The sequence below is a fragment of the Mycobacterium sp. 1482292.6 genome, from assembly GCF_001672995.1.
Taxonomy (GTDB): domain Bacteria; phylum Actinomycetota; class Actinomycetes; order Mycobacteriales; family Mycobacteriaceae; genus Mycobacterium; species Mycobacterium europaeum_A.
Genome location: NZ_LZKV01000099.1, coordinates 41942 through 56155 on the forward strand (window position 1 = coordinate 41942; position 14214 = coordinate 56155).

Annotated in this window: 15 protein-coding genes; 6 read left to right on the plus strand and 9 right to left on the minus strand. The window is 68.1% G+C overall.

The genetic code is table 11. From position 1 onward, the window contains the following. Positions 1-94: 94 nt before the first annotated feature. The 9 genes from A5624_RS10205 to lmeA all read right to left on the minus strand — a co-directional run bounded on the left by A5624_RS10205 (position 95) and on the right by lmeA (position 8241). Complete coding sequence (locus A5624_RS10205; RefSeq protein ID WP_066865517.1) at positions 95-1630, minus strand: sensor domain-containing protein; 1536 nt, start codon at positions 1628-1630, stop codon at positions 95-97. A gap of 141 nt (positions 1631-1771) precedes the next feature. Then, on the minus strand, positions 1772-4147 hold the full coding sequence (locus A5624_RS10210; RefSeq protein WP_066865520.1) for a hypothetical protein: 2376 nt from the start codon (positions 4145-4147) through the stop codon (positions 1772-1774). Positions 4148-4238: 91 nt separating this feature from the next. Further along, on the minus strand, positions 4239-4895 hold the full coding sequence (locus tag A5624_RS10215) for an FABP family protein (RefSeq protein WP_066865849.1): 657 nt from the start codon (positions 4893-4895) through the stop codon (positions 4239-4241). Positions 4896-5147: 252 nt separating this feature from the next. After that, on the minus strand, positions 5148-5450 hold the full coding sequence (locus tag A5624_RS10220) for a DUF1416 domain-containing protein (RefSeq protein WP_066865523.1): 303 nt from the start codon (positions 5448-5450) through the stop codon (positions 5148-5150). A 1-nt stretch (position 5451) separates the two neighbouring features. Next, positions 5452-6285 (minus strand): sulfurtransferase, encoded by an 834-nt coding sequence (locus A5624_RS10225; protein ID WP_066865526.1) that lies wholly within the window; start codon positions 6283-6285, stop codon positions 5452-5454. A gap of 36 nt (positions 6286-6321) precedes the next feature. Beyond that, positions 6322-6792, minus strand: a complete 471-nt coding sequence (locus A5624_RS10230) for a DUF4395 domain-containing protein (protein WP_066865529.1) — start codon at positions 6790-6792, stop codon at positions 6322-6324. A gap of 101 nt (positions 6793-6893) precedes the next feature. Then, entirely contained in the window at positions 6894-7007 is a 114-nt protein-coding gene (locus A5624_RS29480) for a putative leader peptide (protein WP_369827468.1), read from the minus strand. A 5-nt stretch (positions 7008-7012) separates the two neighbouring features. Continuing rightward, entirely contained in the window at positions 7013-7432 is a 420-nt protein-coding gene (locus tag A5624_RS10235) for a thioredoxin family protein (RefSeq protein ID WP_066865532.1), read from the minus strand. Continuing rightward, on the minus strand, positions 7429-8241 hold the full coding sequence (lmeA, locus tag A5624_RS10240; protein WP_066865536.1) for a mannan chain length control protein LmeA: 813 nt from the start codon (positions 8239-8241) through the stop codon (positions 7429-7431). Before lmeA ends, A5624_RS10235 begins: the two co-directional genes overlap by 4 nt. A gap of 177 nt (positions 8242-8418) precedes the next feature. Between lmeA and A5624_RS10245 the strand changes: the two genes are divergently transcribed. From A5624_RS10245 to pstB, 6 genes are all read left to right on the plus strand, one after another. Further along, positions 8419-9195, plus strand: a complete 777-nt coding sequence (locus A5624_RS10245; protein WP_066865540.1) for a response regulator transcription factor — start codon at positions 8419-8421, stop codon at positions 9193-9195. Further along, positions 9192-10127, plus strand: coding sequence for a mycothiol synthase (mshD, locus tag A5624_RS10250; RefSeq protein ID WP_066865543.1), 936 nt, complete (start codon positions 9192-9194; stop codon positions 10125-10127). Before A5624_RS10245 ends, mshD begins: the two co-directional genes overlap by 4 nt. Positions 10128-10292: 165 nt before the next feature. Continuing rightward, complete coding sequence (gene pstS / locus A5624_RS10255; protein WP_066865852.1) at positions 10293-11417, plus strand: phosphate ABC transporter substrate-binding protein PstS; 1125 nt, start codon at positions 10293-10295, stop codon at positions 11415-11417. Positions 11418-11468: 51 nt separating this feature from the next. Further along, entirely contained in the window at positions 11469-12512 is a 1044-nt protein-coding gene (gene pstC, locus A5624_RS10260) for a phosphate ABC transporter permease subunit PstC (RefSeq protein WP_066865546.1), read from the plus strand. After that, positions 12509-13423: a phosphate ABC transporter permease PstA gene (pstA, locus tag A5624_RS10265; protein WP_066865552.1), complete on the plus strand. Its 915-nt coding sequence runs from the start codon at positions 12509-12511 to the stop codon at positions 13421-13423. The genes pstC and pstA overlap by 4 nt, the downstream gene beginning before the upstream one ends. A 13-nt stretch (positions 13424-13436) precedes the next feature. After that, positions 13437-14213, plus strand: coding sequence for a phosphate ABC transporter ATP-binding protein PstB (pstB, locus tag A5624_RS10270; RefSeq protein ID WP_066865555.1), 777 nt, complete (start codon positions 13437-13439; stop codon positions 14211-14213). Position 14214: the final 1 nt, after the last annotated feature.

Consider the following 14214-nt stretch of genomic DNA (forward strand, 5'->3'; position numbering starts at 1 on the left):
CGCTAGCGAATTCCCCGCAGTCACCCGGCCCCCGAGCTTCCGGTTTGTCCAACCTGGAATACGGCTCGGGGGCCGATCCATGTCGGGGGGGCGGCTACTGGTTCACCTTCGCGGCGATCTCCCCGGCGAGCTTGCCGGCCTGACCGGTGCCGGCATCCGGGCCGCACACCAGCAGGTCGACGACGACGCTGGACGCCGCGTGCAACGCGTGGTGGCAGACCCGGGTCCCGTCCGCTTCCGTTCTCTGCTGATAGACCTTGGGCGGGGCGCCGGTGACCTCACCGAAAGCCCAGCCCGACGACTTGCCGTTGAAGCTCATGGTGATCGATTGACCCGCGCAGGCCCTCCACTTCTCGGCCGTCGCCGCCACGAACGCCGCGGCCTTCTCGGGCGACGAGAACGCCGCGACCGCTTCGTACACCCGATGCGGCGGGTTCTCGCCGGCGGTGTGTACGGCCTGCCCACTCACCGCGGTGTAGCCGTCGGCTCCCTGATAGACCGAGCTCTCGATGGGCTCCCAGGCGTTTTTGCAGTTCGGGTTGGACAGCGTCGCCCTCAGGTTGCGAAGCTGCCCGGCCTTCTCGGAGACCACCAGGTTCTGGTCGCCGATGATGGCGCCGACCTCGGCGGGGCCGAGCAGATAGGAGTCCAGCTTCGCGCCGTTCGCGGCCGTCGGGCCCGAACCGGCTGCCGCCGCTGATCCGGCGTCCGTGGCCGAGTTGGGGCCGGCCTTGGGTGCCTTGGTTTTGCCGCCCTGCGTTGCCAACACGACGACGATCGCGATCGCGGCGATCACCGCGACGGCGGCACCGCCGATGATCAACAGCCGCTTGTTCGACCCGGTGCCCGCCGCGGGCGGGACGGGGGCCTTCGCCGACGGCCCGGCGGAGGGCGCGGGCCCGGCCGGCGCTTTCGCTGCGGTCGCCGCCGCCTGCTCCGTGGCGCCGGTTGCCGGTGCGTCCGCCGCGTTGTTCTTGGCCTCGATTTCGGCCAGTACGTTGTCGATTTCGGTGCGGGTGCGGTAGGTGACATCGTGACGCAGGCGCAGCATGCGCAGCAGCTGGCCGATGTCACCGCGGGCGCTGGGGTCGTCACCGTCCTCGTCGAGCCCGGACCGCAGTTCGATCAGCAGTTGCGTCTGTTGCTGCGGGCTGAGCTCCTTTTCGGCGAGGATATTGCCCAGCCGCGTGATGTACCCGAACGGCACCGGTGGCTCTTCGGGCAGCGGATCCGGCAACGGCACCGGCTTGCTCTGCAGGGCGTGCACCGCGGTGACCAGTTGGATGCCGGCGTCGACGGTCGGCTCGCGGTAGTCGATGATCTGCAATGCCGCAAGGGGATTCACGCGCATGCTGTCGACGTCGCCGATGCGCACGGGAAGGATCGGCCGGTTCAGGGCCCTCGCGTAGCGCAACTCGGCCTGACTGGGCTTGGACTGCACCCAGTTGTTCGACAGCGCGACGATGAACACGTCGCACGAGCGGATCTGCTCCAAGATCTTGTTCCACCAGGAATCCCCGCCGCCGAGCTCCTGGTCGAACCACACCTGCTGCTGCCCGCGCCGCAGCGCGGTGGTCAGGGCGTCGACCGTCGACCTGTCTTGGCTCGAGTAGCTGATGAACAGCGCCATCGAAGTCTCCTTGGGTGAGGCGGAGCGAACTAACTCGGGCGAAGCCTCGTCGGCTACTGCACGTGCGCCGATACCGTATCAGTGTTGGGTCCGGTCAGAAGGCGCAAATTCAGGGCCATTTGGCACGGAGGCGGGCTGAACTCAGCCGTTGCCCCGATCGAGAACCTGGGCGTCGTCGGACGACCGGATCTCGGCGTAGCGTCGCGCGAATTCCTCACCCGGAACCGGCCATTGCTCGCCGCCCTGCCCGCGGACGACCCAGTCGCCGTCGGCCGCCGCCGCGGGTCCCTCCAGGGTGTTGACGACCTCGCCGGGCTGCGCCGGGCGCGCCTGGACCCGTCCCTTGCGACGCCACCGCCCGTCGCCGGCGGGTTCGTAGGTGTCGCGGAAGATGTCGTCGCGCACCGACCAGACCTTGCCGTCTTCGGAAATCGCCCAGTCCCCGGCGTCGGCCCGCAGCATGTGGCCCGAATCCGATGTCCATGTCCACCCGGTCGCGCGTTGCTCCGCGGCGACCGTGCCCACGCGGGAAAAGGATTGCCACAGCGGGCGTGAGCGAAAGCCCAGCTGCCGCAGGCTCCACAAGGTTCCGGCCAGACTGCGCACCGCGGCGTTGAGCAGCTCCGGGTTGGCTTCGACGGTCGGCCAGTCCACCAACTTGTCGTGAATCTTGCGTGAATCATCGCGTGGCACACCGTATTTCCAGCCGTTGCGGCGGTAGTAACGGCACCAGTCCTCATGCTCTGCCTGGGCCATGCTCATCGCCGCGTGGTGGTCGAACCCCATCAACGCCAGCTGCTCGGTCGGCGCCAAACCCGCCATGTCGCGGCCGGACAACTGCGCCGGGGGGCTGCCCCAGGTGTTCCAGGTATGTCCGGCAATCTGTTCCACCATCCACAAGGCGTTGCGTACCTGGCGGCGGTTGGAGCCGCGGTAGAACTCGTCGAGTTCGGCCCACGGCATCGCGGCGGCCGACCGCGGCGCCCCCGGGTCGATCGTCGAGACGTAGCGCTCGTGGATCAGCCGCGCCGCGCGCTCCCACGCGTCCTGAACCAGCCCCTCCTGGGTGTCGAGCACCAGCGAGTAGGACTGCAGCCGGCCGACGACCTGGATCGAGTCGTCGCTGATGCTGGTATTGAGATCCGAGGCGTGGATGGGCATTTCGGGGAACCGGGCGGCCAGTCGGGCCGCGGTCGTCGCGGCGTGGGCGTCCACGAAGATCACCGCGCAGCCGGCCGGGTCGGCCTCGCCGATCAGCTTCAGCATGGTCGGCACGGTCGGCAGCTGGGCCACGGCGTCGATCTTCGGCCCCTCCGATACGAATCCGGCCTGCCGACGGTAGAACTCGTGATCGGCCAGGTAATCCTCGGCGTCGCGTTCGACCAGCGTCAGCGCGGGCAGCGGCACCGCGTCGGGTGGAGTGTAGAAGTCGCGCTCCAAAGCGCGCTGGGTCAGATTGGCGCACAGGGCAAGGGTCAATTGCGAAGTGCCGCAGACGAACACGCGTCGCGTCCGGCGGGTCGCGCTGATGGCGTCCACGAGCCTGCCCGCCGTCACCTCGTATTTGCCCACAACGTCGGCCGCCCACCGCGTGTCGGAGCCACCGAACTGCTGGGCACGCCACGCCTGGGCCAGCCACGGGTCGTCCATCCGCACGATGAGCGGCAGCCGCCGCTTGTGGGCGACCTCGGAGAGCCGGCGGCTGATCAGGTCGAGCCACAGCAGGTTGATCGCCGGATCGGGTGCCATCAGGTAGAGCCGAGAAAGATTGCGCCACAGTCGAAGTGACACCAGCGTGGATGGGGTGTCGAAGTCCACCAGGACCACCCGGGCGCCCTGTCGGCGGGCGCGCGCCACGCGGTCGTCGCTGGCGCCGGTGACGACCACCAGGGTGCTGCGCCGGTCCAGCGTGCGCGCCACCGCGCTGATCATCGACTGGGTGTCGGCGTCGACCCCGACGATGACCGTGACCGAGTCGGCCAGGTTGGCCCGCAGCCGGTCCACCTGCGACCGGAACACGCCGACCACCACGCCGCCCAATCCGGTGAAAATCGCCGCCAGCGCAGCGATCCGGGCCAGCTCCAGCCCGACGGGCGTGGGGTTCGGGCAGGTTCGCCCGCTCACCGAGAAGTCACCGGTGCTGCCCTTGACCAGGCTGGCCGTCGCCATCAGCGGGGTGAAGAAGGCCGGGTGATTGGCGTCGTGACATCCCCAGTAGGAGGTGAGGCCCAGCACCGCGCCCATGCTGACCAACGCAGCGATCACGGTGAACGAAACCCCCACCACCCGGTGGCTGCTGTCCGATCGGAAGGTCAGCACACACGCCGCGATGAGCACCGTGACCACGATCGCCAGCGTCGGCATCGATCCGGGCCGGCCGAACCATCCCAGCGAGGCCGGCAGCGCGTCAAGGACCGAGGGCCGCAGATCCAGGACGGCCAGATACAGGATCAGAAGCAGGCCGGTCGCGCTGACCGCTCGGCGCACCACAGGCGAGGGTGACCGCTTGGGACGCATCCGACCGACCTCCCTTCCGGGGCATATCGTCGCCCATCGGATGCTCGGAGGTCGAACAGTACACGCAGAAAAAGGCGGCCGCGGGCCGTTGCTAGCCGGCGAACCGGGACAGCCGCGCCGAAAGATGCGGCACCAGACCGCCGTCGGCGTCCACCCGCTCCTCGACGTAGGCCAGGTCGCCGCCCTCGACGATGCCGTAGAGGCGTTTGGCGCCGCCGACCAGCACGCCCGACCGGCTGCGGGCCAGCGCGTCGGTGACGAGCTCCCAGGACGACTGGGTCAGGGGGCGGCCGTAGAACAGTTCGACGTAGCCCGCCGAATGGGCCAACAGCAGTTCGATCGCGTGGGATTCGCCGGGATCGTCGGGATCACTGACGAAGCGCCAGAAACCGGTCTCGCGCAAACCGCGTTCCTCATAGTCGCCGGTCTCGCTGAGCCGCCACGAGCGGGCTTCCCAATTCAAATAGTCGCCGCCGTCGTGCGAGACCACGATCTGCTGACCGAACCGATAGTCCCCGTCCTGCCCGCGACCTTCGCCTTCCCCGCGCCACACGCCGACCAGCGGCAGCAGCGCCAGCAGGTCATCGCTCAGATTGGCGCCCTCGCGCAGGTTCGCGGTGTCGGCGGGCAGGGGCAGGTCATCGTAGGAGGGGATGTTGCGGCCGGCGGTCAGCTTGGCGCGCTCAGCGGCCGCGGCCACCGCCCGATCGCCGGAGCCGGCGGAACTGAACGGTTGATCGGGGGTCACGCGCGCCACACCATCCCATCGCTGCGTCGCAGAACGTCGCCGGCTGAGGTCATGCGCGCCGCTCCTCACCATCGCTGCGTGCAGGATCGTCGCCGGCGCGGGTCACGACTCGTCGGTGATGAGCCGGTAGAGGGTGTACAGGGCGAACCATGAAATCACCACGACCGCCACAACCAGCATGATCTCGAAGAACAGCACCACGGGGACAAGTCTATTCGTCCCGCGGTGTCCGCGTCTGGGGCGGCTGGTGAGTCAGGCGATCTTGACGTCGACCTCGTGGATGCCCGCGCCCGACGGAGCCACCACGGCGTCGCCGTTGCCGGCCTTCGACAGGGCGCGCAGGGTCCAGGATCCGGGTGCGGCGAAGAACCGGAAGTCCCCGGTGGCCGACGCCACCACCTCGGCGGTGAATTCGTCGGAGGAGTCCAGCAAGCGGACGAACGCGCCGCCCACTGCCTGGCCGTCGCCGTCCACGACGCGACCGGTGATCACCGTTTCCTTCTCCAAGTCGACGCTGGCGGGCAACGTCACTCCTTGTTTCGGTGCAGAGCACATATCAGCTTCCCAACTCGATCGGGGCGCCCACCAGGGAGCCGTATTCCGTCCAACTGCCGTCGTAGTTCTTCACATTCCGATGCCCGAGCAATTCATAAAGAACGAACCAGGTGTGCGACGACCGCTCGCCGATGCGGCAGTAGGCGATCGTTTCCTTCTCGCCGTCCAGGCCGGCGTCGGCGTAGAGCTTGGCCAGCTCCTCGTCGGACTTGAAGGTGCCGTCCTCGTTCGCGGCCTTGCTCCACGGCACGTTGATGGCGCCGGGAATGTGGCCGGGCCGCTGGCTTTGCTCCTGCGGCAGGTGCGCGGGCGCCAGGATCTTGCCGGAGAACTCGTCCGGGGAGCGCACGTCGACCAGGTTCTTGACGTTGATGGCCGCGATGACGTCGTCGCGGAACGCCCGGATGCTGTTGTCCGGCGCGGCGGCCGTGTACGACGTCGCCGGCCTGCTGACGGGCTCGTTGGTCAGCGCGCGACCGTCGAGCTCCCACTTCTTGCGGCCGCCGTCGAGCAGCTTGACCTTGTCGTGCCCGTACAGCTTGAAATACCAGTAGGCGTAGGCGGCGAACCAGTTGTTGTTGCCGCCGTAGAGGATCACCGTGTCGTCATTGGAGATGCCGCGCTCGCTGAGCAGCTTGGAGAACTGCTGGGCGTCGACGAAGTCGCGTTTGACCGGGTCCTGCAGATCGGAACGCCAGTCCAGCTTGATCGCGCCGGGGATGTGGCCGGCGTCGTAAGCGCTGGTGTCTTCGTCGACTTCGACGAAGACGACGCCTGAGGCGTCGAGATTGCTCTCAGCCCAGTCGGTGGAGACCAGGACGTCGGAGCGTGCCATGGAGTGGATCCTTTCAATCGCTTGTGTTACAGCAGGTCAGGTGGGACGCGCGGGGCGCCGGAAGCGGGCGACCAGCGGGTAGAGCTGGCAGCCCAGGCAGATGCCGAAGGCCGCGTTGAGGAACGCGGCGGCCAGAGCGGCCGCGGTGGCGATGACGCCGACCGGGACGGCGCCGGCGGCGAATCCGGCGACGCCCAGCACGGCGAAGATCAGGCCGACGAGTTGGGCGAACTTCAGCGGTGGGGTCGGTTCGCGGTCCTGCACCGGCCCCAGCCGGGGCGCGACGACGGCGGCGAAGATCCGGCCGTATGGATGCTTGCGCGGCCCCCCGACCGCGCCGATCGCGAAGATGACGGCCTGAACGGCCAGGATCACCGCCGCGGCCGCAGCGCTGGCCGCCGAGACGGCGAGCGCCAGTACCAGGACTGCGGTGGTGACCCAAGCGGCGAATCGTGGCCCGCGCACGTCGACCAGGTCGGGCTGCGCGGTGGTGTTGCTGCTCGGCAAGGTAGGAACTCCTCGATACCCCTATTGCTGACGGAAACGAATGGAGACGTGCCACGGTGTGTATCCCGGGCCGCTCCGAGTGCTACGCAGAACGCGGCTACTCAGCAGCAACAGCAACAACAACAGCCCGCGGTGCGGCACAGTTCAACTGCGCGACGCTGGATGAGCATGGGCTCGAGGCGGGCTGACACGTCGGTCAGCTTACCCAATGACACCGCGGTCAAGCCAACAGCGGTTTCAGCGCGGACCGCAGGTCCGCGGCGTTGGGCACTCCGGAGGTGCGGTAGCGCTGCCGGCCCTCAGCGTCGAAGATCAACGTCGTGGGCAGGGACAGGACCGAATAGCGGCGTGCGGTCTCGGGGTTTGCATCCAGGTCGATCTCGACGTGGGCCACGCCGTCCAGGCCGCCGCAGACCTGCTCCACGACCCGGCGGACCCGATCGCACGGCCCGCACCACGGCGCGCTGAAATGCACCACGGTCGGGCCGCTGCGGGATAGCCCCAGCGCCGCGATGTCGGCGTCGGCGTCGGCGTCCGGCTTGGCGTCGATTTCCCGGATGGTTCCGGAGCGACGGGTCAGCAACCAGCCGGCGAGGCTTGCCGCCGCGAGCACCGCGACGATCACGACAACTGCGGTCATGACTGTTTAAACCCCGCGAGGGTCACGGTTACTCCGCGGGTGATGCCCTCGATGATGACGTCGGATCCGCGGGCCCCCTCGGTGGTCGGCGCGACGCCGAAGGGCAGCCGCTGATCGGGCAGCCGGCCGCTGAACGCATGCAGCACCGCGTCCCGCTTGTCCGCCGGCACCGTCTGGTTGGCGGTGTCGGATCCGGTCAGCACGCCGGTCGGGGTGAAGACCAGCGTCGCCGGGTCGTCCGGGGCGATGGAGAGGTCGACCGAGACGCTGACGCGCCGATCGAAGCCCGCCGATTTGGGTGTCCCGGTGAACACCAGACCGTGGCTGTCCGAGATGCCCGACGCGGTGACGCCGCCGGTGGAGGTGTTGGTCTCCTTGGGCGGCGCCTCCACCATCAGGTCGCTGATGCCCATGAACCGGCCCAGGTGCGTCGAGTCGACGATGATGCGGCTCTCCAGCTTGCCCACCGCGAGCTTCGCGTCCGGGCCGATCAGCCACGACGCCTGCGCCAGGTCCACCGAGTACATCGTGGCTTCCAGCGTGGCCCGGCCGGTCATCGTGTGGTCGATGGCGTTGGCCTTGATCTCCACCTGGCTGTAGTTGCCGCGCATCGCCTGGGGAAGGAAGGGAAACGCCACGATGGCCACGAACGGGTCGGTGCCCAGCCTGGCCGCCTTGCGAACGCTGGACGACAGCCGGTATTCGGCGTAGATGCTGGTCCCGTAATCGACGCCGATCGCGCCGAGGGCGACCACCGCGACCAGGATCGCCGTCGCGGTCAGAGCAATCAGCACCTTGCGCACCCGCATATTGTGGCGCAACGCCCCCGAGCGGGTGGCCGGCGGACCGGTCGTGGCGGGGCTCACACTGGCCCATCTACCACGCGAAAAAAGCAGGTGACACGTTATCGTTAGATGACCTGGTAACTAACGCTTAATGGCGTTGTGAATTTGGGAGATGCCGTTCCCCCGAGCTGGAGGGGCTAGTTGGAGCTACTACTGCTGACCGCGGAGCTGCATCCCGACCCGGTCCTGCCGTCGTTGTCCCTGCTTCCGCACACCGTCCGGACGGCGCCGCCAGAGCCCTCTTCGTTGCTCGAGGCCGGGACCGCGGATGCGGTGATCGTCGACGCGCGCACGGACCTGTCGTCGGCGCGCGGACTGTGCCGCTTGCTGAGCACGGCCGGCCGGTCGGTTCCGGTGCTGGCCGTCGTCACCGAGGGCGGGCTGGTGGCGGTCAGCTCCGACTGGGGTCTGGACGAGATCCTGCTGCCCACCACCGGGCCGGCCGAGGTCGACGCGCGGCTGCGGCTGGTGGTCGGCCGTCGCGGCGGGCTCGCGGACCAGGAGAGCGCCGGCAAGGTCAGCCTCGGCGAGTTGGTGATCGACGAAGGCACCTACACCGCCCGGCTGCGGGGCCGCCCGCTGGATCTGACCTACAAAGAATTCGAACTGCTCAAGTACCTGGCGCAGCATGCCGGGCGGGTGTTCACCCGCGCGCAGCTGCTGCACGAGGTGTGGGGCTACGACTTCTTCGGCGGCACCCGCACCGTCGATGTGCACGTGCGTCGCCTGCGGGCCAAACTCGGCCCCGAGTACGAGGCGCTGATCGGCACCGTGCGCAACGTGGGTTACAAGGCCGTCCGCCCGGCGCGCGGCCGCACGCCGGTCGCCGAGCCCGAGGACGCCGACGGCGCCGAATCCGAAGCCGAATCGCAGGACGTCCAAGATCCGCTGGTCGATCCGTTGCATACGCCGCAGTGACCTCGCCCGACTGGCGTCGCACGCTGACCGTCGAAGAGCAGCAGGGCGTACGCGAACTCGTCAGCGCGGCAACGGAATACGACGGAGTTGCGCCCGTGGGCGAACAGGTGCTACGCGAGCTCGGGCATGACCGCACCGAGCATCTGCTGATCAGTGGATCCGCCGGCGCGATCGTCGGCTATCTCAACCTGAGCCCGGCGCGCGACGGAGAAACCGGCATGGCCGAACTCGTGGTGCACCCGCAGGCGCGCCGGCGCGGTATCGGGTCCACGCTGGCGCGCGCGGCATTGGCCAAAACCGGTGCGGGCAACCGGTTCTGGGCGCATGGCACGCTGGAACCGGCCCGCGCGACCGCATCCGCGCTCGGCCTGACCCCGGTGCGGGAACTGATGCAGATGCGGCGCTCGTTGCGCGATCTGCCCGACACCGTGCCGGCGGTGCCCGGGGTGGAAATCCGCTCCTACGCGGGCCCCTCGGACGACGCCGAGCTGCTGCGGGTCAACAACGCCGCGTTCGCCTATCACCCCGAGCAGGGCGGCTGGACCGACGTCGAGCTGGCAGAGCGGCGGGACGAACCGTGGTTCGACCCGGCGGGCCTTTTTCTCGCGTTCGGCGACGCCCGAAGTGATCGGCCCGGCACGCTGCTGGGCTTCCACTGGACGAAGGTGCACCTCGATCGGCCCGGCCTGGGCGAGGTGTACGTCGTGGGCGTCGATCCGTCGGCACAGGGCCGCGGACTGGGCCAGGCGCTGACCTCCGTCGGCATCGAATGGCTGGCGCGGCGCCTGGCCGACACGGAAAGTTCAGCCGACCCCACCGTGATGCTGTACGTGGAGTCGGACAACGTCGCCGCGGTGCGCACCTATGAGCGCTTGGGCTTCACCACCCATAGCGTCGACACCGCATACGCGGTCGTACCGGCGGCCAACTGACCGCGGGTACGAGCGCCGACGGCCCGGATCGTTAATCTGGTCCTGGTTGCCCAGACGTTGCTGTGGCCGGCGTCGGCGCATAGTTTGGCCGTCGCCTGGCAACCTCACATAAGAATGGCCAGCGACACCCACGTGCGCCCGCAACGCATCAAGAAAGCGAGATCGGTGAGGCTCGACAGGCAGGGCAGGGCGCTGGCCGCCGTGGCGCTGGCGACGGCGCTCGGTGCCGGAGCGCTGACCGCCTGCGGTAGCGATGAGAACCGCCGCGGTGCCACCCCGCCCAGCGTCTCCGGCGTCACCGGAACGCCGCCGTGCGACGGAAAGAACAAACTGACGGCGGAGGGCTCGACCGCCCAAGAGAACGCGATCACGGTGTTCAACCAGGTCTGGGGCCAGTACTGCCCGGGCAAGGCCCTGGCCTACAACCCGACCGGATCCGGTGCGGGCCGTGAGCAATTCATCGCCGGGCACGTCGACTTCGCGGGCGCGGATTCACCCTTGGTCGCCGACCAGATCGGCCCGGCCGCGAAACGCTGCGACGGGAATCCGGCGTGGGATCTGCCGCTGGTCTTCGGTCCGATCGGGATCGTCTACAACCTGCCCGGAAATCCGGGGCTGGTGATCAACAGTGACGCGCTGGCCAAGATCTTCACCGGCAGGATCACCAGCTGGAACGACCCGATCCTGGTGGCCCTCAATCCGGGCACGGCGCTGCCCGACACCAAGATCACGCCGATCTACCGGACCGACTCGTCGGGAACCACGGACAACGTGCAGAAGTATCTGACCGCGGCCGCGCCGCAGAGCTGGTCCAAAGGGGTCGGCACCGAATTCCAGGGCGGGGTCGGGGAGGGCGCCGCGAAGTCGGCCGGCGTCATCCAGGCGGTGCGGGCCACCCCGGGCGCCATCGGATACGTCGAGAAGGGCTTCGCCGACCAGGCCCGCATGCCCTACGCCAAAATCGCCACCCGCGGCGGCGTCATTCCGCTGACCAACGACACGGCGGGAAACGCCGTCAAGGCGGCCAAATTCCTCGCCGAGGGCCATGACCTGGTGCTCGACCTCAACGCCATGTACGGCTCCGAGGAGCCGGGTGTCTATCCGTTGCTGCTGGTCACCTACGAGATCGTCTGCTCGAAGGGCTACGACCCCCAGACCTCCGCGGCCATCAAATCGTTCCTCGCCATCGCCGCCGGTAGCGGACAGGGCGAACTGGCGAGGGCCGGGTACGTGCCGCTGCCCGATAAGGTCAGGGAACGACTGGTTACGGCGATCGATGCGCTGCAGTAGCCAAGTGGATCGGGTTTCGAGGAGCGACAGCAGGACTGTGACGGGATCACAGTGACGGGGTTTTCCGGGGTGAATCCCAATGACGCGGGTTCGGGTGCGGTCGTCGCCGCGCCGTTTCCGGAGTCGCAGGCGACGCCGATCAGCCCCTGGGGCGAGGGCCGGCCCCACGTGGGGGACCGGATTTTCCGCTGGCTGGCGCAGTCGTCGGGCGTGCTCATCATCGTGGTCATCGCCGCGATCGCGGCCTTTTTGCTCGGGCGCGCGATACCGGCGCTGCACCGCAATCGGGAGAACTTCTTCAGCTACGGCGGCACCTGGTCCACCACGGACACCTCGGCGATGCACTTCGGCATCGCCAGCCTGGTGCCGGTCACGGTGTTCGTCTCGCTGTTCGCGCTGATCCTGGCCATGCCGGTCGCGCTGGGCGTGGCCATCTTCATCACGCAGTACGCGCCGCGGCGGGTCGCCACCCCGCTGGCCTACTCGGTCGACCTGCTGGCCGCGGTCCCGTCGATCATCTACGGCGCGTGGGGTCTGTACGTGTTGGCGCCGCAGCTGCGCCCCCTCGCCACCTGGCTCAATCGCTCGCTGGGTTGGTGTTTTCTGTTCGCCAACGGCAACGCGTCGCCGGCCGGTGGTGGCACCATCTTCACCGGCGGGATCGTCCTGGCGGTGATGATCCTGCCGATCATCACCGCGGTCACGCGCGAGGTGTTCGTCCAGACGCCGCAAGACCAGATCGAGGCCGCGCTGGCGCTCGGTGCCACCCGTTGGGAGGTGGTCAAGACGGTCACGCTGCCGTTCGGGCGGTCGGGCTACGTCAGCGGCTCGATGCTGGGACTGGGCCGCGCCCTGGGTGAGACCGTGGCGCTGCTGATCATCCTGCGCGGCACCCAGTCGGCGTTCGGCTGGTCGCTGTTCGACGGCGGCTCCACCTTCGCGACCAAGATCGCCGGCGCGGCGGCCGAATTCGACGACCGATACAAGGCCGGCGCTTACATCGCCGCGGGCCTGACCCTATTCGTGCTCACCTTCGTGGTCGACGCCCTGGCGCGGGGCACCGTCGCCGGGGCGGCGCGAAAGGGGGCGCAATGACCTCGATGTTGGACCGCCCGCTCAAACCGCGGACCTTCTCGCCGGTCAGCCGGCGCCGCCGTATCGCGAATACCATTGCGACGCTTCTGGTTTCACTGTCGCTGCTGGTGGCGGTGACCCCGCTGGTGATGGTGTTGTGGTCGGTGGTCGCCAAGGGACTCAAGACCATTGCGTCGACCACGTGGTGGTCGCACTCGCAAGCGGGGATGACGGCATTCGTCTCCGGTGGCGGCGCCTACCACGCGCTGGTCGGCACCGTGCTGCAGGGATTGATATGCGCCGCCATCTCAGTCCCGATCGGGTTGATGGTCGCGATCTATCTCGTCGAGTACGGCGGCGGGACCCCGCTGGGAAGATTGGCCTCGTTCATGGTGGACATCCTCAGCGGTGTGCCGTCAATCGTTGCCGCGCTGTTCATCTACGCGTTGTGCGTGGCGACACTGGGGATGTCGCGGTCGGAGTTCGCGGTGTCGCTGGCGCTGGTCTTGCTGATGCTCCCGGTGATCGTGCGCGCCACCGAGGAGATGCTGCGGATCGTGCCGGTGGATCTCCGCGAGGCCAGTTACGCGCTGGGCATCACCAAGTGGAAAACCATTGCCCGGGTGGTCATCCCCACCGGGCTGTCGGGCATCGTCACCGGGATACTGCTGGCGATGGCCAGGGTGATGGGGGAGACGGCGCCGCTGCTTATCCTCGTGGGGTACGCGCAGTCGATGAACTTCGACATATTCAGCGGGTTCATGGGGACATTGCCCGGCATGATGTTCAACCAGACGTCGGCCGGTGCGGGCCTGAACCCCATCCCCACGGATCGGTTGTGGGGCGCCGCATTAACCCTCATCCTGGTGATCGCCATCATCAATATCGCGGCCCGAGTGATAGCGAAATTCCTGGGCGCCAGGAAGTCATAGGCAGGAGCACTAAGTGGCCAAACGGTTGGACCTCAAGGGCGTCAACATCTATTACGGATCGTTTCACGCGGTCTCGGATGTGACGCTGTCGGTTCTGCCCCGCAGCGTGACCGCGTTCATCGGGCCCTCGGGGTGCGGCAAGACGACGGTGTTGCGCACGCTCAACCGCATGCACGAGGTGGTGCCCGGTGGACGGGTCGAGGGCAGCGTGCTGCTCGACGACGAAGACATCTACGGCGCCGGCGTCGACCCGGTCGGCGTACGCCGGGCCATCGGCATGGTGTTCCAGCGGCCAAACCCGTTCCCCGCCATGTCGATTCGCGACAACGTGGTCGCCGGCCTGCGGCTGCAGGGGGTCCGCAACCGCAAGGTGCTCGATGAGACGGCCGAGTATTCGCTACGCGGGGCGAACCTGTGGGACGAGGTCAAGAACCGGTTGGACAGGCCAGGAGGAGGACTGTCGGGCGGGCAGCAGCAGCGCCTGTGCATCGCGCGGGCCATCGCCGTGCAACCCGACGTGCTGCTGATGGACGAGCCGTGTTCGGCGCTGGACCCCATCTCGACGATGGCCATCGAAGAGCTGATCAGCGAACTGAAGCAGGACTACACCATCGTCATCGTCACCCACAACATGCAGCAGGCGGCGCGGGTCAGTGACTACACGGCGTTCTTCAACCTGGAAGCGGTCGGAAAACCGGGGCGGCTGATCGAAGTCGACGACACCGAGAAGATCTTCTCCAACCCGAGCCAGAAGGCCACCGAGGACTACATCTCGGGCCGCTTCGGCTAGC

What these genes read in the sequence shown, in the direction of transcription:
- A5624_RS10205 (WP_066865517.1), bottom strand. Translation starts at nt 1,630, where the DNA reads ATGGCGCTGTTCATCAGCTACTCGAGCCAAGACAGGTCGACGGTCGAC.
- A5624_RS10220 (WP_066865523.1), bottom strand. Translation starts at nt 5,450, where the DNA reads ATGTGCTCTGCACCGAAACAAGGAGTGACGTTGCCCGCCAGCGTCGAC.
- pstA (WP_066865552.1), top strand. Translation starts at nt 12,509, where the DNA reads ATGACCTCGATGTTGGACCGCCCGCTCAAACCGCGGACCTTCTCGCCG.
- A5624_RS10235 (WP_066865532.1), bottom strand. Translation starts at nt 7,432, where the DNA reads ATGACCGCAGTTGTCGTGATCGTCGCGGTGCTCGCGGCGGCAAGCCTC.
- A5624_RS10210 (WP_066865520.1), bottom strand. Translation starts at nt 4,147, where the DNA reads ATGCGTCCCAAGCGGTCACCCTCGCCTGTGGTGCGCCGAGCGGTCAGC.
- lmeA (WP_066865536.1), bottom strand. Translation starts at nt 8,241, where the DNA reads ATGCGGGTGCGCAAGGTGCTGATTGCTCTGACCGCGACGGCGATCCTG.
- A5624_RS10225 (WP_066865526.1), bottom strand. Translation starts at nt 6,285, where the DNA reads ATGGCACGCTCCGACGTCCTGGTCTCCACCGACTGGGCTGAGAGCAAT.